This window comes from Pseudomonas sp. MWU12-2029, assembly GCF_023242425.1.
In the GTDB taxonomy this organism is placed as follows: domain Bacteria; phylum Pseudomonadota; class Gammaproteobacteria; order Pseudomonadales; family Pseudomonadaceae; genus Aquipseudomonas; species Aquipseudomonas kribbensis.
The window spans coordinates 357,314-378,430 of record NZ_JALJDY010000006.1 but is presented as its reverse complement, the minus strand read 5'-3'; the positions used below and the strand labels follow the sequence as shown (position 1 = coordinate 378,430).

The 21,117-nt window shown below is 61.2% G+C and carries 22 protein-coding genes; 12 read left to right on the top strand and 10 right to left on the bottom strand.

Going from position 1 to position 21,117, the window contains the following annotated elements; all coding sequences use genetic code 11:
• Window positions 1-44: 44 nt before the first annotated feature.
• Together M5B44_RS17740 and M5B44_RS17735 are read right to left on the bottom strand one after the other, a co-directional pair.
• Window positions 45-452, bottom strand: a complete 408-nt coding sequence (locus tag M5B44_RS17740) for a hypothetical protein (RefSeq protein ID WP_248740015.1) — start codon at window positions 450-452, stop codon at window positions 45-47.
• A gap of 131 nt (window positions 453-583) precedes the next feature.
• The gene (locus tag M5B44_RS17735; protein ID WP_248740014.1) at window positions 584-1,027 is read right to left on the bottom strand and encodes a response regulator; all 444 of its coding nucleotides are present in this window, start codon (window positions 1,025-1,027) and stop codon (window positions 584-586) included.
• 254 nt (window positions 1,028-1,281) lie between these two features.
• Between M5B44_RS17735 and M5B44_RS17730 the strand changes: the two genes are divergently transcribed.
• The 8 genes from M5B44_RS17730 (at window position 1,282) to M5B44_RS17695 (ending at window position 10,190) form a co-directional block, all read left to right on the top strand.
• A complete protein-coding gene (locus tag M5B44_RS17730) occupies window positions 1,282-3,222 on the top strand; it encodes a putative nucleotidyltransferase substrate binding domain-containing protein (RefSeq protein ID WP_248740013.1) in 1,941 nt (646 codons plus the stop codon).
• Entirely contained in the window at window positions 3,219-3,926 is a 708-nt protein-coding gene (locus M5B44_RS17725; protein ID WP_248740012.1) for a PolC-type DNA polymerase III, read from the top strand. Before M5B44_RS17730 ends, M5B44_RS17725 begins: the two co-directional genes overlap by 4 nt.
• A gap of 111 nt (window positions 3,927-4,037) precedes the next feature.
• Window positions 4,038-4,556 carry an RNA polymerase sigma factor gene (locus M5B44_RS17720; protein ID WP_114885954.1) on the top strand — a complete coding sequence of 173 codons (519 nt, stop codon included), beginning with the start codon at window positions 4,038-4,040 and terminating at the stop codon, window positions 4,554-4,556.
• Window positions 4,553-5,524 (top strand): FecR family protein, encoded by a 972-nt coding sequence (locus M5B44_RS17715; RefSeq protein ID WP_085709176.1) that lies wholly within the window; start codon window positions 4,553-4,555, stop codon window positions 5,522-5,524. Before M5B44_RS17720 ends, M5B44_RS17715 begins: the two co-directional genes overlap by 4 nt.
• Window positions 5,525-5,686: 162 nt before the next feature.
• Entirely contained in the window at window positions 5,687-8,113 is a 2,427-nt protein-coding gene (locus M5B44_RS17710) for a TonB-dependent siderophore receptor (protein ID WP_248740011.1), read from the top strand.
• A gap of 74 nt (window positions 8,114-8,187) precedes the next feature.
• A complete protein-coding gene (locus M5B44_RS17705; protein ID WP_248740010.1) occupies window positions 8,188-9,318 on the top strand; it encodes a PepSY-associated TM helix domain-containing protein in 1,131 nt (376 codons plus the stop codon).
• Window positions 9,315-9,494 carry a hypothetical protein gene (locus tag M5B44_RS17700; RefSeq protein ID WP_248740009.1) on the top strand — a complete coding sequence of 60 codons (180 nt, stop codon included), beginning with the start codon at window positions 9,315-9,317 and terminating at the stop codon, window positions 9,492-9,494. Before M5B44_RS17705 ends, M5B44_RS17700 begins: the two co-directional genes overlap by 4 nt.
• A 66-nt stretch (window positions 9,495-9,560) precedes the next feature.
• Window positions 9,561-10,190 (top strand): glutathione S-transferase, encoded by a 630-nt coding sequence (locus M5B44_RS17695; RefSeq protein ID WP_248740008.1) that lies wholly within the window; start codon window positions 9,561-9,563, stop codon window positions 10,188-10,190.
• Window positions 10,191-10,277: 87 nt separating this feature from the next.
• Here the strand turns inward: M5B44_RS17695 and creD are convergent, their stop codons facing one another.
• From creD to M5B44_RS17675, 4 genes are all read right to left on the bottom strand, one after another.
• Window positions 10,278-11,648, bottom strand: coding sequence for a cell envelope integrity protein CreD (gene creD, locus M5B44_RS17690; protein WP_248740007.1), 1,371 nt, complete (start codon window positions 11,646-11,648; stop codon window positions 10,278-10,280).
• 83 nt (window positions 11,649-11,731) lie between these two features.
• Window positions 11,732-13,147, bottom strand: coding sequence for a two-component system sensor histidine kinase CreC (creC, locus tag M5B44_RS17685; protein WP_248740006.1), 1,416 nt, complete (start codon window positions 13,145-13,147; stop codon window positions 11,732-11,734).
• On the bottom strand, window positions 13,147-13,827 hold the full coding sequence (creB, locus tag M5B44_RS17680) for a two-component system response regulator CreB (RefSeq protein WP_248740005.1): 681 nt from the start codon (window positions 13,825-13,827) through the stop codon (window positions 13,147-13,149). The genes creC and creB overlap by 1 nt, the downstream gene beginning before the upstream one ends.
• 232 nt (window positions 13,828-14,059) lie before the next feature.
• Window positions 14,060-14,566: an ATP-dependent zinc protease gene (locus tag M5B44_RS17675; RefSeq protein WP_102619757.1), complete on the bottom strand. Its 507-nt coding sequence runs from the start codon at window positions 14,564-14,566 to the stop codon at window positions 14,060-14,062.
• A 173-nt stretch (window positions 14,567-14,739) separates the two neighbouring features.
• Here M5B44_RS17675 and M5B44_RS17670 point away from each other — a divergent pair, with 173 nt between their 5' ends.
• Window positions 14,740-15,627: an acyltransferase gene (locus tag M5B44_RS17670; protein WP_248740004.1), complete on the top strand. Its 888-nt coding sequence runs from the start codon at window positions 14,740-14,742 to the stop codon at window positions 15,625-15,627.
• A gap of 14 nt (window positions 15,628-15,641) precedes the next feature.
• Here M5B44_RS17670 and M5B44_RS17665 read toward each other — a convergent pair whose 3' ends face one another.
• Complete coding sequence (locus tag M5B44_RS17665) at window positions 15,642-16,193, bottom strand: DUF2780 domain-containing protein (RefSeq protein WP_085709166.1); 552 nt, start codon at window positions 16,191-16,193, stop codon at window positions 15,642-15,644.
• Between the two features lie 149 nt (window positions 16,194-16,342).
• Between M5B44_RS17665 and M5B44_RS17660 the strand changes: the two genes are divergently transcribed.
• The 3 genes from M5B44_RS17660 (at window position 16,343) to M5B44_RS17650 (ending at window position 18,186) form a co-directional block, all read left to right on the top strand.
• Window positions 16,343-16,969, top strand: a complete 627-nt coding sequence (locus tag M5B44_RS17660; protein WP_248740003.1) for a sigma-70 family RNA polymerase sigma factor — start codon at window positions 16,343-16,345, stop codon at window positions 16,967-16,969.
• The gene (locus M5B44_RS17655) at window positions 16,966-17,640 is read left to right on the top strand and encodes an anti-sigma factor domain-containing protein (RefSeq protein WP_248740002.1); all 675 of its coding nucleotides are present in this window, start codon (window positions 16,966-16,968) and stop codon (window positions 17,638-17,640) included. Before M5B44_RS17660 ends, M5B44_RS17655 begins: the two co-directional genes overlap by 4 nt.
• A 159-nt stretch (window positions 17,641-17,799) precedes the next feature.
• Window positions 17,800-18,186 carry a hypothetical protein gene (locus M5B44_RS17650; RefSeq protein WP_248740001.1) on the top strand — a complete coding sequence of 129 codons (387 nt, stop codon included), beginning with the start codon at window positions 17,800-17,802 and terminating at the stop codon, window positions 18,184-18,186.
• Between the two features lie 79 nt (window positions 18,187-18,265).
• Here M5B44_RS17650 and fdhA read toward each other — a convergent pair whose 3' ends face one another.
• The 3 genes from fdhA to M5B44_RS17635 form a co-directional block, all read right to left on the bottom strand.
• Window positions 18,266-19,465, bottom strand: coding sequence for a formaldehyde dehydrogenase, glutathione-independent (fdhA, locus tag M5B44_RS17645; protein ID WP_011336270.1), 1,200 nt, complete (start codon window positions 19,463-19,465; stop codon window positions 18,266-18,268).
• A gap of 98 nt (window positions 19,466-19,563) precedes the next feature.
• On the bottom strand, window positions 19,564-20,421 hold the full coding sequence (gene purU, locus M5B44_RS17640; protein WP_007959808.1) for a formyltetrahydrofolate deformylase: 858 nt from the start codon (window positions 20,419-20,421) through the stop codon (window positions 19,564-19,566).
• Between the two features lie 49 nt (window positions 20,422-20,470).
• A complete protein-coding gene (locus M5B44_RS17635; RefSeq protein WP_096817792.1) occupies window positions 20,471-21,103 on the bottom strand; it encodes a sarcosine oxidase subunit gamma in 633 nt (210 codons plus the stop codon).
• Window positions 21,104-21,117: the final 14 nt, after the last annotated feature.

Sequence of the window (21,117 nt, the reverse complement as noted above, 5' to 3'; positions counted from 1 at the left end):
ATGCCGGACATGAAAAAGCCCTGATCTTTCGATCAGGGCTTTTTTTAAGCCTCGGGAAATCTACATTCATATGTCGCGGAGAACAGGATCGTTTTACCTGCGTTGCTGACTTTGCCATCCGTGACCGTCCCTTCAAACAAGTAATATTCATCTCCAACCAACGTCACAGTCACCTTTATGTTGCCTGATGGAGTGTCGGCATATTCCACCAGAGGCTTCGGTGAAAATACAACGCGCTCAACATCAGCCAAATTGAGAGTCCGTGTGCCTGGGTCCAATTGGCCTGATTTAAAATGCAGCGCAATGTTTTCGGTTCGTGAGCCTCCAGCCGAAATGATGACTCTACTCGTCGTCCCGGAAACCTTTGTCGTTTCAAACGAGTCAGTTAAATTTTCTAAGACGTAACTAACGCTGGCACTGGGTCCGTCTGCACTTTTTTTTGATTGATTCATGATGAATTCCTGTTCACAAGATGATGCTCTGGCCTAACACCAGCGCTCCAAAATCAGTGAACACGCTCCGACCCAAGCTCGCCTACTGTCAGATCTGACAGTCCGCGATGAATTCAGACAGAAGGTAACTACTACTCAATCCCCAACTCATGCCTGACCAGTCCAAGCAATTTGGCGGTATCAATCGGCTTGAGCAGAAAATCCACCACGCTCAAATGCATCGCCGCAATCGCATCCTTCACGTCGGCATCACCCGACACAATGATGATCGGCATCGCGGCCCGCGCCGACTCTCGCACCTGACGAATCAGGTCCAGCCCGTCGACATGGCCCATCCGCAGATCGGTGATCACCAGGCCGATCGAAGGCTTTTCCTCGATCATCTTCAGCGCGGACTCGCCGCTGGCCGCCGTCATGCAACGAATGCCATCAAGGGCCAGGATCTCCGACAGCAGCTCGCGGGCGTCCTTGTCGTCATCAACGATCAGTACCCGCTGCGGCGGCAGGTCGGGTTCCAGCATGACGGCGCTGAGCGCTTCCCGCTCGGCGTCGCTCAAAATATCGTGGTCGGACATGGCGTTCTCTACGTTTTCAAAATCGATCCCCTGGCACAGTGGTCAGACATCGCTGGGCAGAGCTTCAATGTGCACTTCGTCGGATTTTTTTCCAAGGGGCGAACCCGAGAATTTCCGACTGTTTGTGTAGGGCATATCCGAAAACTACCCAACGGCATGCCAAACCTAGACTTACGTCCAATGGGCACCCTGCGCGCCGGGGTCGACCATGGCTGCAACGATCCAATAACAACAATTCGAAAAAGACTGCGGTAATGGTTATGAGTAAAGCGGACGCCTTCACCCAGGCAGGGAAAACCGCGGTGTTGCAGAACATTCAGGGCACATTGCAATTCCTCCAGCGCTTCCCCCCTTTCAATCAGATGGAACACGCCCACCTCGCCTATCTGGTGGAACAATGCCAGTTGCGTTTCTACGGTCAGGGCGAGAGCATCATCAAACCCGCCGACGGGCCGGTTGAACACTTCTACATCGTCAAGCAGGGTCGGGTGGTCGGCGAGCGTCCGCACACGGCCAAGGGCGGCACCGAAACCACGTTTGAAATCACTACCGGCGAGTGTTTCCCCCTCGCCGCGCTGCTTGGCGAACGGGCGACCCGCACCGAACACCTGGCCGGCGAAGACACCTTCTGCCTGCAACTGAACAAACTGGCGTTCATCAAGCTGTTCGCCCTCTCCAACACCTTCCGCGACTTCGCCCTGCGCGGGGTCAGCAGCCTGCTCGATCAGGTCAACCAGCAGGTCCAGCAAAAAGCCGTGGAAACCCTCGGCACCCAGTATTCGCTGAACACCCGCCTCGGCGAATTGGCCATGCGTCATCCGGTGATCTGTAGTCCGACCACACCGTTGCGTGAAGCGGTGAAGCTGATGCACGAACAACAGGTCGGCAGCATCGTCGCGGTGGATGAACACAAGGCGCCGCTGGGGATTTTCACCCTGCGTGACCTGCGGCATGTGGTGGCGGAAGGCGTCGGCGACTTCAACGAACCGATCGAACGCCACATGACGCCCTCGCCGTTCTATCTGTCGCCGGATCACAGCGCCTTCGACGCAGCGATTGCCATGACCGAACGGCACATCGCCCACGTCTGCCTGGTCAAGGATCAGCGATTGTGCGGCGTGGTTTCCGAACGGGATCTGTTCTCGCTGCAACGGGTCGATCTGGTGCACCTGGCGCGGACCATCCGCAGTGCCCAGCGGGTTGAACAACTGGTGACCCTGCGCGGCGAGATCGGCCAACTGGTGGAGCGCATGCTCGCTCACGGCGCCTCTTCGACACAGATCACTCACATCATCACCCTGCTCAACGATCACACCGTGTGCCGGGTGATCGAGCTGACCCTCGCCGAGAAAGGCGACCCCGGCGTGCCGTTCAGTTGGCTGTGCTTCGGCAGCGAAGGCCGGCGCGAGCAGACCCTGCACACCGATCAGGACAACGGCATTCTGTTCGAAGCCCGGGATGCGGCCCATGCCGCCGAGATTCGCGGCAAGTTGCTGCCCATCGCCCAGCAGATCAATAACAGCCTGGCGCAATGCGGCTTCACCCTGTGCAAGGGCAACGTCATGGCCGGCAATCCGCAGCTGTGTTTGTCCCGTGCAGAATGGGCCCGGCGTTTTGCCGCGTTCATCCGCGAGGTGACGCCGGAAAACCTGTTGGGCTCCAGCATTTATTTCGACCTGCGGGTGGTCTGGGGCGATGAACAGGGTTGCGAGCAATTGCGTCGGGGGATTCTCGATCAGGTCGGCGACAATCGTTTGTTCCAGCGCATGATGGCCGAGAACGCCCTGCGCAACCGTCCGCCAGTGGGGCGTTTCCGTGAATTTGTGCTGACGAAAAAGAACGGCGAGAAAGCCACGCTGGACCTGAAGATTCAGGGCCTGACGCCGTTTGTCGATGGCGCACGCCTGCTGGCACTGGCCAACGGCATCGATGCCAACAACACCCTCGAACGTTTCCGCCAGTTGGTCGATAAAGAAGTCATCGAGCGACTGGATGGCGCCGCTTACGAAGAGGCCTATCACTTCATCCAGCAGACACGGATGCAACAGCATCAACTGCAGACCCGGGAAAACCTGCCGTATTCGAACCGGGTCGATCCGGACAGCCTCAATCATCTGGACCGGCGCATCCTGCGTGAATCCCTGCGCCAGGCCCAACGCCTGCAAAGCAGCCTGACCCTGCGGTATCAGCTATGAGTCTGTTCTCCTGGCTGCGTCCGGCCAGCCCCGTTCTGCCGGACGATCTGCGACAACGCCTGGCGCAACTGCCCGCGGTCCGCGAACTGAGCGAGTGCAGCCTGCGCGAACAGCGCTGGGTCGTGCTGGATCTGGAAACCACCGGGCTCAACCTGAACAAGGACCGGGTGCTGTCGATTGGCGCGGCGGTAATCGAAGACGGCGCCATCGATTTCAGCCAGCAGTTCGAACGAACGCTGCAATGTCGTGAACTCAAACTCGGTCCCAGCGTATTGATTCATGGGCTGGGCCCGAATGCGATTGCAGCAGGCAGCGAACCGGCCGAGGCATTGCTCGAACTGCTGGAGTTTATCGGCGACAGTCCGGTGTTGGCGTTTCATGCGCCGTTCGATCAGCACATGCTGGGCCGGGCGGTGAAGGAGCATTTGGGCCACAAGTTGCAGCAGGTATTTCTGGATGTCGCCGACATTGCACCGCTGGTTTGCCCGCAGGCTCACATTCGCGAGGCAGGTCTGGATGAGTGGATCAACTGGTTCAAGCTCGAAGTGTTCGAGCGTCACCACGCCAGCGCCGACGCACTGGCTACGGCGGAACTGGCGTTGATTCTGTTCAGCCGGGCACGCCAGCAGCAGATTCACAGCCCATTGAATCTGCAACAACGCCTGAGCCAGTGGAAGCGCCGCCAGCACACGCATTCGTTCTGAGCCCCGGGTTGTCGCCCGACAACCCGACCGGTGGCCAATTGCTAACCATTCCCACCTCTGCCACAATCGCGAACAATTCTCGTTGGTTAACATTTCCCAGTCGGTGCCTTCGTGTCGTCAGCCCAAAGCCCTCACAGTGAGCTCGTCGGTGCGTTGTATCGCGACCATCGCGGCTGGCTGCTGGCCTGGCTGCGGCGCAACGTGGCCTGTCCGCAACGCGCCGAAGACCTGAGCCAGGACACCTTCGTGCGCCTGCTCGGTCGCGAGGAACTGCTGACACCCCGCGAGCCCCGGGCCTTTCTGGTGGCGATCGCCAAAGGCCTGCTGTTCGACTACTTCCGTCGCGCGGCGCTGGAACAGGCCTATCTCGCCGAACTGATGCTGATTCCCGAAGGCGAGCAGCCGTCGGTGGAAGAGCAGCAACTGATACTCGAAGACCTCAAAGCCATCGACCGAATGCTCGGCCAGTTGTCGACCAAGGCCCGCGCTGCGTTCCTCTATAACCGTCTCGACGGCCTGACCCACGCAGAGATAGCCGACAAACTCGGCGTGTCGGTGCCGCGCGTACGCCAGTATCTGGCCCAGGGTATACGCCAGTGCTACATCGCCTTGTACGGTGAACCGACATGAATCCGGCCAGTTCCAGACCGGTGCCGGCTCATGTGCTGGACGCGGCAATTGCCTGGCAATTGACCCTCGATTCCAGCACGCCACTGGAGCGCGAAGAATTTGCCAAATGGCACGCGGCCAACGAAGAACACGCCCGGGCCTGGCGCCAGTTGGGCATGCTCGACCAGCGTTTCAGCGTAGCCAGCGGTCCTGCCCGCGCCGCGTTGCTGCAATCGCGCGAAGGCATTCGCCGGCGTGTACGCAAGCTCGGCAGTGGTCTGGCCAGTGTTGTCGCGGTGATCGGCCTGTCGCTGTTTGCCGCAGAGCACTATCTGCCGCTGGATTACTGGCTCGCCGACCAGCGCACCGCCACCGGTGAGCAACGCACCGTGCGCCTGGCGGACGGCACCGTGGTCAATCTCAACACCCACAGCGCCATGGATGTGCGGTTCGATGAAAAGCAGCGACTGGTGGTGTTGCAGGAAGGCGAAATCCTCATCGAGACCGGTCATGGCGATGCGCGACCGTTCATCGTCGAAACCCGCGAAGGCCGCATGCGTGCGCTGGGCACACGGTTTCTGGTCAAGCGCGAAGAACAGGGCACGCGCCTGAGCGTATTGCAATCGGCGGTCGCGGCGCATCCGCAATCCGATCCGCAGGAACAGATCCTGCGTGAAGGCCAGCAAGTGCTGATCCGCAATAACGGTCTGGATTCGGTGGTGGCGCTCAACCCCGGCGCCGATGCCTGGACGCGCGGCATGCTGGTGGTGGACAACGCCCGCCTGGAAGACCTGGTGCATGAACTCGGCCGCTATCGTCGCGGCCACCTGGGCATTGCGCCGGAAGTGGCCGACCTGCGCATCACCGGCAGTTTCCCGCTACACGATACAGACAAGGCTCTGAGCGCCCTGCTCCCGACCCTGCCGGTGCAGATCGAGCAGCACACGCCGTGGTGGGTCACCGTGGCCAAGGCTGATCCGAAGCCCTGAGACACCGCGTTACCTGCTCGCCCCCCATGAAAACGGACTTTCTGCTGACTTCAGCCGCCATGCCGTCCGTTAATCGAAATTATTTTCATCCAGCCCTATCACTTTTCGAATCTCGTCCGGCACACAGGCAATTGAGAAATATTTCCATTCAGGAGCCGCCGTATGTCCCGTTCGCTAGACACCTTGTTGCGCCCCAGTTTGCTGGCGGTCGCCATTGCCCTCTGCACCCCGCTGGCCAGCAGCCAGTTGATCGCCGCTGAACAGGCGTCGAGCGTTCGCGCCTACAACCTGCCGGCCGCGCCGTTGTCCACCACCCTGAACCAGATCGCCAGCCAGGGCGGCCTCACGCTGTCGCTGAATCCGTCGCTGGCAGCGGGCAAGACCTCGGCGCCGGTCAACGGCCAATATGACGCGGCAGGTGCACTGAGCGCTGCCCTGCGGGGCACCGGCCTGCAACTGGAGCAGAGCAGCACCGGCACTTACACCCTGATCGCCGTACCTGAAGGCGTGATGGCCCTGCCGGAGACTTCGGTGATCGGTGTGGAAAACACTGAGAGCGCCTGGGGCCCGGTCGAAGGCTATACCGCCACCCGTACCGCCGCCGGCACCAAGACCGACACCGCTCTGGTCGAAGCGCCGCGTTCGATCTCCGTCGCCACCCGCCAGCAGATGGACGACCGCAGCGTGCACAGCCTCGATGACGCCGTGCGCTACATGCCGGGCATCACCGCCAGCAGCTACGGCAGCGATACCCGCGCCGACTGGCTGCGCGTGCGTGGCTTCGAACCGACCCAGTTCCTCGATGGCCTGCCGCTGCCAAAAGGCGTGTACGCCAACCCGAAACAGGAAACCTGGAACCTCAACCGCCTCGCCCTGCTACGCGGGCCGGCCTCGTCGGTTTACGGCCAGACCCCGCCGGGCGGCTTGCTGGACATGGTCAGCCGTCGCCCGAGCGATGTGCAGAGCAGCGAAATCCAGCTGCAATACGGCAGCGACAACCACCGTCAGATCAACTTCGCCAGCACCGGCAAGATCGACGACGCCGGCCAGTTCCTCTACGGCCTCAGCGGCGTGGTTCGTGACAGCGGCACGCAGGTCGATCACGTCGACAACAAGCGCTACAACATCGCGCCGAGCCTGACCTGGAACATCGACGACGACACCAGATTCACCCTGCTGACCCAGTTCACCCGCGACGATACCGGCATCACCAGCCAGTTCCTGCCGGTGCAGGGCACCAAGATCGACATGCCGTTCGGCAAGGTTTCCCACCACAAAAACCTCGGCGATCCGGACTGGGAATACTACGACCGCACTTATTACGCGCTGGGTTATGCCTTCGAACATCGCCTGAACGATGTGTGGCAGTTCAAGCAGAACCTGCGCTACACCAAGTCGGAGCTGTCGTTCCAGAGCCTGACCCCGGGCTCGTACCCGTACACTCAGGTGGACAACGCCGGCAACGTTGGCCGCACCAGTACCAGTGTCAATGAGGACATCAGCCAGTTCGCCGTGGACAACAACTTCCAGGCCGACTTTGCCACCGGCGACATCCGCCACACCCTGTTGCTGGGTCTGGATCACCAGCGCAGCAACAACAACTACACCTCGATCTTCGGTGACGGCCTGACCACCAACGTGCTCAACCCGATCTACGGTCAGCCGATCGTGCGTCCGGCGCGCTCCACCGCCTTCTACGACTATGAGCAGAAGACCAACCAGACCGGCGTGTACGTGCAGGACCAGATGGCCCTCGACCAATGGCGCCTGACCCTCGGTGGTCGTGAAGACTGGGTGCACACCGGTACGAAGTTCATCAACAAGGCCGACGCGACCAACACCGACCGCGACAAGGCCTTCAGCGGCAACGCGGCACTGAGCTACGTGTTCGACTCGGGTTTCGTACCGTACATTTCCTACGCCGAATCCTTCCAGCCCACCAGTGGCGCGGACGCCTCCTCCACGGAATCGCTCAAGCCGACCGAAGGCAAGCAGTGGGAACTGGGCATCAAGTACCAACCGCCCGGCAGCAAGACCCTGCTGTCCGCCGCCGTGTATGACCTGACCCAGAAAAACGTTTCGGTAAGCTCCTTCGTCAACGGCGTATCGATCACCAGCCAGACCGGCGAAGTGAAGGTCAAAGGCCTGGAGCTGGAAGCCACGTCCGACGTCACCGAAAACCTGAAAGTCATCGCCGCCTACACCCTGGCCAAGTCCGAAGTGCAGAACGGCGTCGACAAGGGCAACCGCCTGCAACTGATGCCGAACCAGCAAGCCTCGCTGTGGACCGACTACACCTGGCACAGCGGCGTGCTCGACGGCTTCGGTATCGGTGGCGGTGTGCGCTACACCGGCAACACCTACGGCGACAAGGCCAATACCTGGCTGGGCAAGGCTGACGCCTACACCGTGTTCGATGCCAGCGTGCATTACGACCTCGGCCGCCTGGACAACAGCTTGAAGGGCGCATCGCTGGCCCTCAACGCCACCAACCTGTTCGACAAGGACTACATTTCCACCTGCGACAGCTTCTACTGCTACTACGGCGACCAGCGCAGTGTCGTCGCCAGCGCCACCTACAAGTGGTAATCGCTTGAGCTGAAACAGGCCCTGCAACCAGGCCGTCCCTCGTGGACGGCTTTGGTGTTTTTGAAGGTCATGAAATGAAAAGTAAAACAATCCGTCGCTGGTCGTTCATCCACACCTGGACCAGCCTGATCTGCACCGTGTTTTTGCTGTTGTTGGCCCTGACCGGCCTGCCGCTGATTTTCCATCACGAGATCGAGCACTTGCTCGGTGACGCTCTGGTAGTGCGCGAGATGCCGGCCGACACGCCGCACCTGAATCTGGCGCAACTGGTACAAGCCGCCGAGGCCCATCGCCCCGGTGAAGTCGTGCAGTACTTCGGTTTCGAAGACGACGAGCCGAACACCGTGCTGACGATCATGGCGAAGACCGCCGGCACCGAGCCGAACTCCTCGCACACCTTCATGCTCGACGCGCGCACCGGCGAAGCCCTGGAAACCCCGTCGGCCAATGGTGGCCTGATGCTGTTCATCCTGCGCCTGCACGTCGACATGTTTGCCGGTCTGCCGGGCAAGTTGCTGCTGGCGTTCATGGGTGTGCTGTTCGTGGTCGCCATCGTGTCCGGAACGGTGTTGTACCTGCCGTTCATGCGCCGTCTCGATTTCGGCACCGTGCGCCGGGACAAATCCACCCGCCTGCGCTGGCTCGACCTGCACAACCTGATCGGCGTGGTGACCCTTACCTGGGCGCTGGTGGTGGGAGTCACCGGAGTGATCAGCGCCTGTGCCGACCTGATCATCGCGGCCTGGCGCAACGATTCGCTCAACGCCATGATCGCGCCCTACCGCGATGCGCCGCCGCTGACGCACCTCGCCCCGGCCACCCGCCTGCTGGAGATTGCCGGCGAAGTCGCTCCGGGGATGAAACCGGACTTCATCGCCTTCCCCGGCACCCGGTTTTCCAGCGAGCACCATTACTCGGTGTTCATGAAGGGCGGCACCCACCTGACCTCGCATCTGCTGACGCCGGTGCTGATCGACGCCAGCACCTTGCAGGTCACGGCAGTCGCTGAGCGGCCGTGGTACATGGACGCCATGGGCATGTCGCAGCCGCTGCACTTTGGCGACTACGGCGGCATGCCGATGAAAATCCTCTGGGCCACGCTGGACGTGCTGACCATCATCGTCCTCGGCAGTGGCGTGTACTTGTGGATCGTGCGACGTAAAGCGGCGAAGCCGGTGCTGGAAACAACGGAGGCTTCGGCATGAAACCGCGTCAGTCGAATTTCTGGAAAGTCTTCAGCACACCGCTGGTGATCGCGTTGCTCAGTGCGGCGGGGCTATTCGCCGCGCTGCTGGGCGACGGGGTCTGGGACGGTTTGAGCTGGATCGGCCTGGGTGTGCCGGCCGCCCTCGCCTTGCGCGGTCTGTTGCAACGGCGCTGATTGGCTTGAGCCTGACGGGCAACGCGCTATGCTGCCCGTTCATTGCCCTTGACCGAGACCCTGCCGATGTCCGCTCCCAGCATGACCCTGTTCCACAACACCCTGTCCCCGTTCGTGCGCAAAGTCATGGTGCTGCTGCACGAGACCGGCCAGCAGGATCGCGTCGCCCTGCAGGACTGCGTCCTGACACCGGTCAGTCCCAACGCCGCGCTGAACGAAGACAACCCGCTGGGCAAGATCCCGGCCCTGCGCCTGGCCGACGGCAACGTCATCCATGACAGCCGGGTGATCCTCGATTACCTCGACCACCAGCACGTCGGCAACCCGCTGATCCCTCGCGACGGCTCGGCCCGCTGGCGGCGCCTGACCCTGGCCTCGATGGCCGACGGGATCATGGACGCCTCGGTGATGGTGCGTTACGAGCAAGTGCTGCGCGCACCGGAGAAGCACTGGGACGAATGGCTCGAGGCCCAGCGCGAGAAGATCCGCCGCACCCTGGCGTTGCTGGAGCACGACGCCATTGCCGAACTGACCAGCCATTTCGATGTTGCCGCGATCAGCGTGGCCTGCGCACTGGGTTATCTGGATCTGCGCTTCCCGGATCTGGGCTGGCGTGAAGCCAACCCGCAACTGGCCAACTGGTTCTTTGAAGTGAGCCAGCGTCCGTCGATGATTGCGACAATGCCGAAGGTGTGAAGCTCGGGACGGGAGGCAACGACGCAAAGATCAGCGTCATCAACACCTCTGCCTCCCGCTGCTCCTCACGCAACCCCACGAACCGGCTCATTGCACCGCTCCGAGATCAAATTCCAGCGGTTTGGCCGGTTTCTGCCCGACGCCGTACCAGTCCAGATTACGGGTCAGCACCATGAACACACCCAGCAGGCCGAACAGCAACAGCGAGCCCATCAGCAGCGCGTAATCCTCGGCGCTCAGCAAGCCGAAGAGCAAGCCATACAACGCCGCCAGCCCCGCGGAAAAACTCAAGCCGTGACGCACACTGCGCAACACATGGCAGACATAGAAGCCAATCAACAACACACAACCACTGGCCGACAGCAGATACGCCAGGGCAAACCCGATGTGTTCCGACAGCGACAGCAACAACAGGTAGAAAAACGCCAGCGCTACACCCACCAACGCGTATTGCACCGGGTGCACCGCCAGGCTTTTCAGCACTTCGAACAGGAAGAAACCGGCGAACGTCAGGACAATGAACAGCAGCGCATATTTGATCGCCCGGTCACTCTTCAGGTACTGATCCACCGGATCGATGAAGCTCACCCCGAAACTGCGGCCGTTGAACGCCTCGCAATCGTTGCCCGAAGCGCAGCGGTTCATGGCCTCTTGCAGGTTGGTGGAGAAAAACGAGGTCTGCCAATCGGCAGTGAAGCCCTGATCGGTGACTTCTCGTTTGGCCGGCAGGAAGTTGCCGATGAAGCTCGGGTGCGGCCAGTTGGCGGCCAGGTTCACGCGGCTGGTCTTGCCCACGGGCAGCACCTGCAACGAGCCGGTGCCCTGCAAGCGCAGGTCGAAACCGAAGGCCAGTTCCGTGGCCTGAGTTGTATCGAGTGCCGGCAGCGTCGCCCGAACACCTTCGCCGAGCCAGCCCACTTGCGTGCCGGGCACGAAGTCCAGGCGTTGCGAACCGAGCTCCAGTTTCAGGGCATTTTCGATCCCGCGAATATCGCTGATACCGATCGCCAGAAACGGTGCATCGAAGTGGTAATCGGTGAAGTCTTCGGTGATGCCCAACTGCGCCGGCAGCGAGAAATGCCCGCTGATGCGGTTTTCTGCGTGGAACAGCCGCGCCTCGTAGATGCCCCGGGCACGCAGCTCGGTCTGCACCTGGCCGTCGAGTTCGAAGCGCTCCGGCAGGAAGTACAGGCGACCCCGTTCTTCGCTGAGCTCCAGATATTGCTCGCCGTTTTTTTCCCGGGTCTTCCAGGTGCGTATCACTTTGCGGTACGGCACCACCATCACCGGGCCGCTGATCTGCTGGCTGTAGCTTGAGCTGCGGGCGATGTCTTCAAGCACACCGTCGCGCCGTTGCTGGCGATCGTCGATGATGCCATCGATCATCAGCAGCGGAATCAGCAACAGCAGGATCAGCAGGGCAATCGCCCCGAGCTTCATGGTCAGATTTTTGTTCATGGGGACTCTCCCTGTTTCGATGGGCAGAGTCTGCGAGGCGGGTGTGGGGGAAATATGGGAGGAATGTGGAGTTTGTGTGGAGACTACAGGTGCAGGATGACTTCCACCCCGCCTTCGACGTTGCCGATGTGCATCGAACCGCCGTGCAGCTTGACCACTTCTTCGACGAAATTAAGCCCCAGGCCCGTGCTTTTACGTCCGCTGTCGGGGCGTGGCAACGAATAGAAACGCTCACTCAGACGCGGCAAGGCGTATTCGGGAATCGGGGCGCTCTCGTTGTACAGACGAATCTCGATCTGCTCGCCAACCCGCTCGGCACTGAAGCGCAGCAAACCGTTTGGCGGTGTGAAATCCAAGGCATTTTCCAGCAGATTGCCCAGTGCCTGACGCAGCAGGAACGGCTCACCGGTCAGCGACAGGTCTACGGAAATGTTTTGCTCGACCCGCAGTTGCCGGCCTTCGATGCGCGCCATCTGTGCCTGCAGCAACTGATCGAGCAATGCCGCCAAAGGCACCGTGACGCGCTCTTCAAGGCCTTGCCGCTGCTCCACTTGCGCCAGATTCAGCAAGCGCTCGATCAACTGCTGCATGCGCGCGCTTTCGCTGTCGATGTTGCCGACGAAACGCTGGCGTTGCGTCAATGGCATTTCGCTCTGCAGCAACTCGGCAGCACCGCGAATCGCCGCCAGCGGGCTCTTCAATTCATGGGTCAAGGTGTGGACGTAACGTTCGACGTAGGCCTTGCCTTCAAGCTGGGTACGCATCTGTTCCACGGCGCTCGCCAGTTGCTCCAGCTCGCCACCGCGATAATGCGGCACTTCCACCCGGCGCCCTTCGCTCACCGCCTCGGCATAACGGGTCAAACGGTGCAGCGCCCGGCTCAGCCACCAGGACAACAGCGCACCGAACAACAGACCCAGAATGATCAGTCCGGCGCCATACCCCAGCAGGCGGCGCTCGGTACGGTCAACATAGGGTTGCAGCGAGCTGTTGGGTTTGGCCACGGTGACCACGCCGATGATCCGGCCATCGTCGCGGATCGGCGCACCGACGTGCATCACCGAGGAGTTCGGATCATTCGGATCGCTGCGGCTGGACCGCGCGCCATATTCGCCGCGCAGGGTCAGGTAGACGTCGTTCCAGCGCGAATAATCCTGGCCGATCGCCAGGCCACTGGAATCCAGCACCACGATGCCCTTGGCATCGGTGACGTAGATACGGTGGTTGACCTGGTTTTTCGGCAGGCCCCAGATCGTCGCTTTCGGCTGGCGCTCGCCATAGGCGCGGAGCAGTTCCGGCCAGCGATTCTGGCTGAGGGTGCCGGCCTTGAAATCGTCCTTGAGGATTTCCGCCATCAGGTTGGCGGTATCGACCAGGGTTTCCTCGGTGGACTGGCGCACGCCGGGGCGGATTTCCTCCATCACGGTGTTGAGCACGAAATAACCGGTGAGGCCGATAAACAGCACGTACACCAGGAAAATCCGCAGCCCCAATGACATCAGCTGTGCCCCGGGCTGTAGCTGTAGCCGAGGCCGCGATGGGTCTGGATCGGTTCGGCTTCGGCGCGAATCAGGCGCAACTTGGCGCGCACACTTTTGATGTGGCTGTCGATGCTGCGCTCGTAGCCGGCGTCCGCCGCCACGCCCAGCGCATCGAGCAGTTGCTCGCGGCTGAACACCCGCTCGGGTTGTTCGAGCAGGCATTGCAGCAGACGGAATTCGTGACGGGTCAGGCTCAAGGCCTGGCCGCGATAGCTGATCTGCACACGCTCGGGATCGATGCGAAATACACCCGACCAGGCTTCGGCCGGCGGGCGCGGCGCCATGCGCTTGAGAATCGCCCGGACCCGCGCCGCCACTTCCCGTGGGCTGAACGGTTTGACCACGTAATCGTCGGCGCCGATTTCCAGGCCCACCACCCGGTCAATCTCGGCATCCCGGGCGCTGAGGAACAGTACCGGCACTTCGCTGAACCGGCGCAGTTGCTTGCAGGTTTCGAAGCCGCTGATATCCGGCAGGCCGATGTCGAGAATGATCAGGTCCGCCGGTGTCTGGCGCTGATATTCCAGCGCTTGCGCGCCGAGGCTCAGCCAGGTCGTGGTGAAGCCCTCGCCCTGCAAGGCAAAAATCAGCGTGTCGGCAATCGCCGCTTCGTCTTCGACAATCAGGATATGAGGCATGGCGTCCGAGCCTGTGGAATGAGTGCGCGAACGGTGCCCCAAGCCTGACGTTACGTCAATGAGACCACCAGCGTCGCGTCTCACAAATGCGTTCCTTTTTTGACGAGTGACTGTTGTCGTCAGGCAAGGCGCCGCGACGAGCCATAGCTGGCTATGGGGAGGAGCGGCAACGCAGCATGACGGCAACAGGCACCGTCAAAAAGGAACAGCATTTGCGAGACGCGACGCTCGATCAGCAGTCCGGTTTATCCGCAGTAAAGCGACGCGCCGGGTTTACCGCTGCGCCGAACTCGCGCAAGGCCTTGGCGCCGATCAGCAACGGGTAGTTGAAATGGCTGCGGTCGGTCAGGTTGACCTCAACAGTACGCTTGACGTTGCCCAGGCACAGCTCCAGGTCCACCACCGGACGCTTGGCGGCTTCCGTGGTGTCGCGATCCTCGTCGTCCTCGTCGGAGCGGCTCTTGATCTTGCTGATCCGCGCGATCTTGTGTTCGAACACCTTGTTGCTGGCGTCCTTGGTGGCGAGGCGGAAACGCACCCAGTCTTCGCCGTCGCGGGTGAAGGTCTCGATGTCCTTGGCCGACAGCGAGGCGGTCAGCGCGCCAGTGTCCATTTTCGCCTTGAGCACTTGGCCGCCGATTTCCGGCAGCGCGATGTATTCGTAGCGCCCGTACAGGGTCGGCTCGGCGGCCAGCACCGGCAGGGCAACGAGGGAAAGCAATGCAAGGAGGGATTTCACGTAATGGGCTTCCTTGGAAAATGGGGGCGTCTGACGCGAGATTTTAGACCGCTGTTCGCTTGATCGTTCCCGCAAGGCTAACGCGCCAAAGGTGAAACATTCGTAACCCATGATTTGGCCTGTCGCCCGAAGCCACTTATCATGGCGCGCCCATCCGCTTTCAAGAGTTGCTTATGCGCCGCCTGCTCACCGGCTGTCTCGTCACCCTGCTGCTGTTGCTCAACACCCTGGTGCTGTTCGGCCCGCTGATGGTGTTCGCCCTGCTCAAGCTGATCCTGCCGGGACGCTTTCGCGATTACGCCTCGTGGGCGGTGATGTGGATCGCCGAGACCTGGGCAGAGATCGACAAACTGATCTTCCGCCTGTGCATCCCGACGCAATGGGACATCCGTGGCGGCGATGATCTGCGTGGCGACACGTCGTATCTGGTGATCAGCAACCATCAGTCCTGGGTCGACATCCCGGCGCTGATCCAGACCCTCAACCGGCGCACGCCGTTCTTCAAGTTCTTCCTCAAGAAGGAACTGATCTGGGTACCGTTCCTCGGCCTGGCCTGGTGGGCGCTGGATTACCCGTTCATGAAGCGCTACACCAAGGCGTTCCTGGCGAAACACCCGGAACTGACCGGCAAGGATCTGGAAATCACCAAAGCCGCGTGCGAGCTGTTCAAGCGCCAGCCGGTGACGGTGGTGAATTATCTGGAAGGCACCCGCTACACCGCGGCCAAAAGCACTCAGCAGCAGTCACCTTTCAGCCACTTGCTCAAGCCCAAGGCCGGCGGCGTGGCGTTTGTACTGGCGGCGATGGGTGAACAGCTTGACGCGATTCTCGATGTGACCGTGGTTTATCCACAGTCGAAGATTCCGGGGTTCTGGGATCTGATCAGCGGCAACGTGCCGCGGGTGATCATCGATATCCGTACTCGTGAACTCGACCCGGCACTGTGGCAGGGCGACTACGAAAACGATCCGGTGTTTCGCGAGAAGGTCCAGAGCTGGGTCAACCAGCTCTGGACCGAGAAAGACCAGCGCATCGCCGAACTGCGCGACGAACGCGGCTGATCAACCGGGGTCGGTCAGCCGCCGACGCCCCAGACACCGCCAAGGGTTTTCAGCAGCGAACCGCCAACGCCCTGGTCACCGAGGTATTTAAGAATGACCGGGGCGAACTGGCCGACCATGCTGTCGTTCATGCCCAGTGCGCCGAACGCGCTGTTCAGGTCACTGGTGCTTTTCACATTGCCCAGCGCGTTATCCAGTCCCGCCGACTTGCCGGAAGAACCGAGCACACTGCTCAGCGCGCCCAACTGACCGGCACCGCCCGACAGTTTGTCGAGCCCCGGCACGCTTTTGGCCAGTTCCGAATAATCGCTGCCGCTGAGCTTGTTCTTCGCCAGGCCGAACATTGCACTGGTGCCACCGACGGCTTGTTGCGGTGTAACCCCCAGACCGGTGACCGCTTGCAGCAGACCGGCCGTTTCCGACGTCGGCGCGGCGGCGGTGGCTGCGTTACCGCCCTGCATGCTTGAGGCTGCCTTGGTCACGTCATCCAGGCTGAAACCTGCGAAAACCGGGCTCGCCACAACCGTCATCAGCGAAGCCAGTGCGAAACCGCGTGAAATCTTCATCCAGACATCCTCTTTCGTCATGAAAAACCGCCCGTCACGGGTGGCAAAACTGTCGGTTTGACCGGCAATTCGCCAGCCTGTTCCGAGCGTAGTGCATCCATCTTGAGCCGGCTCGCGTATAGGAAATGTGAAACCCCGGAAATCGAACCATGAATGGCACGAGTGCTGTCGCTGAACTAGCCTGTGAACTATCCGAAACCAGCACCCGCCCTGTCTGGAGACTCGTCATTACCCTCGCCGACACCGATCAGCTCCGGCAATTGCTGGCCCAGTGCTCACTGGGCGACCGCCGTGCCTTCGAAACCCTGTACCGCAGCGTGGGCCCGCGCCTGCACGGTGTGGCCCTGCGGTTCATGGGGCGCCCGGATCTGGCCGAAGAAGTGTTGCAGGAGAGCTTCGTGCGGATCTGGAACAACGCCTCGCGCTACGAATCGCACCTGTCGGCACCGATGACCTGGATGATCAACATCACTCGCAATCAGGCCATCGACCAGTTGCGCAAGCATCGCGACCGGCCTTTGACTGATTTCGAGCAGGAAGCCCTGGTGGATGAAAATCCCTCGGCCCATGACCTGTTGAACAGCGCCCGCGAAGCCACAGCCCTGAACCGCTGCCTGGAAACCCTTGAAGGCATGCAGCGTCGGTCGATCACCGTGGCTTACTTTCAGGGTTTGTCCTGCTCGGAACTGGCCGAGCATCTGGCGGCGCCACTGGGCTCGGTCAAGTCATGGATTCGCCGTGGCATGGAACGTCTGCGCCGGTGCCTTGAATCATGAACTACCAGACCCCAGCCCTGCGCCGCGCCCTCGCCGCCGATTACGCCGTCGGCCTGATGGCTGCGCCGGCCCGTCGGCGTTTCGAGCAACTGCTGCTGGAGGACGCCGCCCTGCGCGCCGAACTGGCGCACTGGCAGGAAAGCCTCGCCAGCCTCACCGAAACGTTGCCTGAGGTTCCGGTGCCGGAGCGCGTGTGGCATGGCGTTACCGCGCGGATCGAACCGCAAGAACTGCATGTGCCCGAGAAACGTCCGTTCTGGAACTGGCTGCGGGTGACGGCGGCACTGGCCTCCATCGTGGTGCTGGTCTTCCTCGGCTCGCTGTACACCCACGACGACGCCCGCTACCGCGCCACCCTGCTGAGCGCCGATGCGCAACCGGCGCTGAAGGTCGAGGCCCATGACAATTACCTGCAAGTCGAGCCGCTGACGCTGGCGGCTGTCGACCCTCAGCGCAGTCTGGAACTGTGGGCGATTCCGGCCGATGGCAAGCCGATCTCGCTGGGCGTGATCCCAGCGGGCGGTAAAGGCAAGGTTGAATTGAGTGAGGCGCAGAAGGCGCTGATCGGCAAGCCGATTGCGCTGGCGGTGAGTCTTGAGCCGAAGGGTGGATCGCCGACCGGGCAACCGACAGGGCCGGTGCTGTATCAAGGAGCGTTGGCGGCGCTTTGAATGAGATCGGGAGCGGACAACGACGCTCTCTCCCTCAAGAGTAATTGCCAACGCATCCTTTATTCCAAAACAGGCTTATTGACTGTCAGATCTGACAGTACCTTCAAAAACGAGAGCATCTGAACATGTGTCCTCCAACCCAGTAACGGAGTACGACCCATGCTCAAATATCTGATTGCCGGTTCAGTCATCGCCCTGACGCTCAGCAGCACTGTCTACGCGGACTGCCTGGAGGCCACGTCATTCAAAAAACTGAGTGACGGTAAATTCGAAGCAACGAGCCCCTATGGCACGGTTGAAGTTGATGTTGATCCCGGCAGCGCCAGTGAAAGCGATGTCCAGGCACTCCCCTTCACAGCCGCACGAGCAAAAGAAACGACTACTAATGCGGCCAGAGTCATCTGCCAATACGAAAGCAAAGGATCGGAAATTGGAGCTTCACTGGTCTTGAAAAAAGGATCGCCGATCAATCTGACCGGACCAGACTGGAAAAACGATGATTGCGCAACGAAGGACGGTGACGTCCAAAAGTGCGCGTTCAATTAGTCGAAAGTATCGAAGACGGAACGAGACAATTCCGCCAAAAAGGACGACCTGACCGGCCGTCCTTTTTCGTGGTTACAACTTACGCCGCACTAAATAACTTATGCGGATCAATCACAAACTTCTTCGGCACGCCCGCATCGAACTCGCCGTAACCTTCAGGTGCCTGGTCGAGGCTGATGACCTGCACACCCACCACTTCGGCGATGTTGATGCGGTCCCACATGATTGCCTGCATCAGCTGGCGGTTGTACTTCATCACCGGGGTTTGCCCTGTGTGGAAGCTGTGGGATTTGGCCCAGCCGAGGCCGAAGCGGATGCTCAGGCTGCCCATTTTCGCAGCAGCATCGACAGCACCCGGATCCTCGGTCACGTACAGGCCCGGGATACCGATCTTGCCGGCGACGCGCACCACGCCCATCAGCGAGTTGAGCACCGTGGCCGGGGCTTCGGATTTGACGCCGTCGTGACCATGGCCGCGAGCTTCGAAGCCCACGCAGTCCACCGCGCAATCCACTTCAGGTTCGCCCAGCAGCGCGGCGATCTGTTCGTGCAGCGGGGTGTCTTTCGACAGGTCGACGATTTCAAAACCCTGAGCCTTGGCGTGGGCCAGGCGGATGGTGTTGACGTCACCGACGATCACCACCGCTGCGCCGAGCAGACGGGCCGAAGCAGCCGCCGCCAGACCAACCGGACCGGCGCCCGCAATATAAACGGTGCTGCCCGGGCCGACGCCAGCAGTAACGGCACCGTGGTAACCGGTCGGCAGAATGTCGGAGAGGCAGGTCAGGTCACGGATTTTCTCCATGGCCTTGTCGCGGTCCGGCAGTTTCAGCAGGTTGAAGTCGGCGTACGGCACCAGCACGTACTCGGCCTGGCCGCCGGTCCAGTCGCCCATGTCGACGTAACCGTAGGCACCGCCGGCGCGAGCCGGATTGACGGTCAGGCAGACACCGGTGTGTTGCTCCTTGCAGGAACGGCAGCGCCCGCAAGCCACGTTGAACGGAACGGACACCAGGTCGCCGATTTTCAGGCTTTCGACGTCGCTGCCCTTCTCGATCACTTCACCGGTGATCTCGTGCCCCAGCACCAGACCGACCTGAGCAGTGGTACGACCGCGCACCATGTGCTGGTCGGAGCCGCAAATGTTGGTTGAAACCACACGCAGGATGACACCGTGCTCGATCTTCCTGCCGCGCGGATCCTGCATTTTCGGATAGTCGATTTTCTGTACTTCGACCTTGCCAGCGCCGAGATACACCACACCACGATTGCCAGACATGCTTTCACCTCGCTGTTGTTTTTATGGAACCGCGCCGCCCAGGCAGGCAGCGCGTTAAGTGCTCGGGTTATTGCTTGTTGGTCCTGCGTTGTTATGACTTAAAGAACGACGGTGCGGTTGGCGTTCAGGAACACCCGCCGCTCAATGTGATACCCCACGGCCCGGGCCAGGGTCAGGCCTTCGATGTCGCGGCCCTTGGCAATCAGGTCTTCGGGGTAATGACTGTGATCCACCGCCTCGACGCCCTGGGCGATGATCGGCCCCTCGTCGAGGTCGTTGTTGATGTAGTGCGCGGTTGCGCCCACCAGTTTTACGCCCTTGTTGTAGGCCTGGTGATACGGCTTGGCGCCCTTGAAGCCCGGCAGCAGCGAGTGATGAATGTTGATCGCCTTGCCATCGAGCTTGCGGCACAGCTCCGGCGACAACACCTGCATGTAGCGGGCGAGGATCACCAGTTCGGCGCCGGCCTCCTCGATCACCTGCCACACCTGCCGCTCCTGGGCCGGTTTGTCGTTGGGGTCGAGGGGGAAGTGGTAGTAGGGAATCTGGTGCCAGTCGGCCAGCGGCTTGAGGTCCGGGTGGTTCGACACCACCGCCGCCACGTCCATCGACAACTGGCCGATGCGCTGGCGGTAGAGCAAGTCATTGAGGCAGTGATCGGCCTTGGAGACCATGATCACCACTTTCGGCCGGTAGTTCGGCGCGGTCAGCTCGAAGATCATGCCGAACGCCTGACCGCGTTCGGCGAGGCCGGCACGGAAGGACTGCTCGTCAAAACCGTCGGGCTGACGGAATTCCACACGAATGAAAAAACGACCCGAGAGCCGGTCGTCGAACGAGTGGTGCTCGGTGACGTAGCAGCCCTGCTCGAAAAGAAAACGCGTCACCGCGTCCACGGTGCCGAGAACGCTGGGGCAGTCGGCGGTCAGAATCCATGTATCCGGGGCGCGGCTCATTGTTGTTTTTCTCCTCTACTCGTTCCCACGCACAGCGCAGGAACGATCATCAAGCCTGTACGCTGAGGCCGTATTCGGCGGACGCATCCTGCAACCACAACCACCAGTAATCCGAGAAGCTGCGACGAATCAGCAGTTCCCAGGTGTCTTCGGCGGTGTGGCGAATCATCAGCTGCGACTTGGCGAACACCGTGCCCACGGCCTTGCCGACCGGGAAGTTGTTCGGGTGCACGTCGTAGCTGGTGGACTTCATCAGCACCTGACGCACGTTCGGGCCGCTCAACTCGAGCACCTGCTGGCCGCCGCTGACGTTGACGATTGCGATGTGCAGATCGCCCAGCGCTTCGCGCAGTTTCTGCTCGGCAGCGAACTCCTCGCCGCTCGGCACGATCAGCAGCCACTCGTCCGGGCCCATCCACTGCAGGCTGGTTTCGCCTTTGACGATCACGCTCAGGGCGCCCGGCAACTCGATGCCCAGGGCCTTGTGCACACCGGCGGCGAACGCGGCATCGTGGCCGTCACCACGAATGGTCAGATGCCCCAGGAGTTTTTTCTCGCGCACGGTGACACCGGCGCTTTTGCGGCCCTTGCCGACCAGGCTGGCGAGGTCTGCATGGTGCAGCGACGACTCGGCCTTGGCCCCGGTGGTCGGGCGTTGTTGGTACACGTTGGCTGCGGTCATAAAGCACCCTTCCT

Coding starts and splice junctions, on each gene's coding strand:
- fdhA (WP_011336270.1), bottom strand. CDS start 19,465: ATGTCTGGCAATCGTGGTGTGGTGTATCTCGGCGCTGGCAAGGTCGAA.
- M5B44_RS17730 (WP_248740013.1), top strand. CDS start 1,282: ATGGTTATGAGTAAAGCGGACGCCTTCACCCAGGCAGGGAAAACCGCG.
- creD (WP_248740007.1), bottom strand. CDS start 11,648: ATGAACAAAAATCTGACCATGAAGCTCGGGGCGATTGCCCTGCTGATC.
- purU (WP_007959808.1), bottom strand. CDS start 20,421: ATGAGCCGCGCCCCGGATACATGGATTCTGACCGCCGACTGCCCCAGC.
- M5B44_RS17695 (WP_248740008.1), top strand. CDS start 9,561: ATGTCCGCTCCCAGCATGACCCTGTTCCACAACACCCTGTCCCCGTTC.
- M5B44_RS17665 (WP_085709166.1), bottom strand. CDS start 16,193: ATGAAGATTTCACGCGGTTTCGCACTGGCTTCGCTGATGACGGTTGTG.
- M5B44_RS17710 (WP_248740011.1), top strand. CDS start 5,687: ATGTCCCGTTCGCTAGACACCTTGTTGCGCCCCAGTTTGCTGGCGGTC.
- M5B44_RS17650 (WP_248740001.1), top strand. CDS start 17,800: ATGCTCAAATATCTGATTGCCGGTTCAGTCATCGCCCTGACGCTCAGC.
- M5B44_RS17700 (WP_248740009.1), top strand. CDS start 9,315: ATGAAACCGCGTCAGTCGAATTTCTGGAAAGTCTTCAGCACACCGCTG.
- M5B44_RS17660 (WP_248740003.1), top strand. CDS start 16,343: ATGAATGGCACGAGTGCTGTCGCTGAACTAGCCTGTGAACTATCCGAA.
- M5B44_RS17740 (WP_248740015.1), bottom strand. CDS start 452: ATGAATCAATCAAAAAAAAGTGCAGACGGACCCAGTGCCAGCGTTAGT.
- M5B44_RS17635 (WP_096817792.1), bottom strand. CDS start 21,103: ATGACCGCAGCCAACGTGTACCAACAACGCCCGACCACCGGGGCCAAG.
- M5B44_RS17655 (WP_248740002.1), top strand. CDS start 16,966: ATGAACTACCAGACCCCAGCCCTGCGCCGCGCCCTCGCCGCCGATTAC.
- M5B44_RS17705 (WP_248740010.1), top strand. CDS start 8,188: ATGAAAAGTAAAACAATCCGTCGCTGGTCGTTCATCCACACCTGGACC.
- M5B44_RS17735 (WP_248740014.1), bottom strand. CDS start 1,027: ATGTCCGACCACGATATTTTGAGCGACGCCGAGCGGGAAGCGCTCAGC.
- M5B44_RS17725 (WP_248740012.1), top strand. CDS start 3,219: ATGAGTCTGTTCTCCTGGCTGCGTCCGGCCAGCCCCGTTCTGCCGGAC.
- M5B44_RS17715 (WP_085709176.1), top strand. CDS start 4,553: ATGAATCCGGCCAGTTCCAGACCGGTGCCGGCTCATGTGCTGGACGCG.
- creB (WP_248740005.1), bottom strand. CDS start 13,827: ATGCCTCATATCCTGATTGTCGAAGACGAAGCGGCGATTGCCGACACG.
- creC (WP_248740006.1), bottom strand. CDS start 13,147: ATGTCATTGGGGCTGCGGATTTTCCTGGTGTACGTGCTGTTTATCGGC.
- M5B44_RS17670 (WP_248740004.1), top strand. CDS start 14,740: ATGCGCCGCCTGCTCACCGGCTGTCTCGTCACCCTGCTGCTGTTGCTC.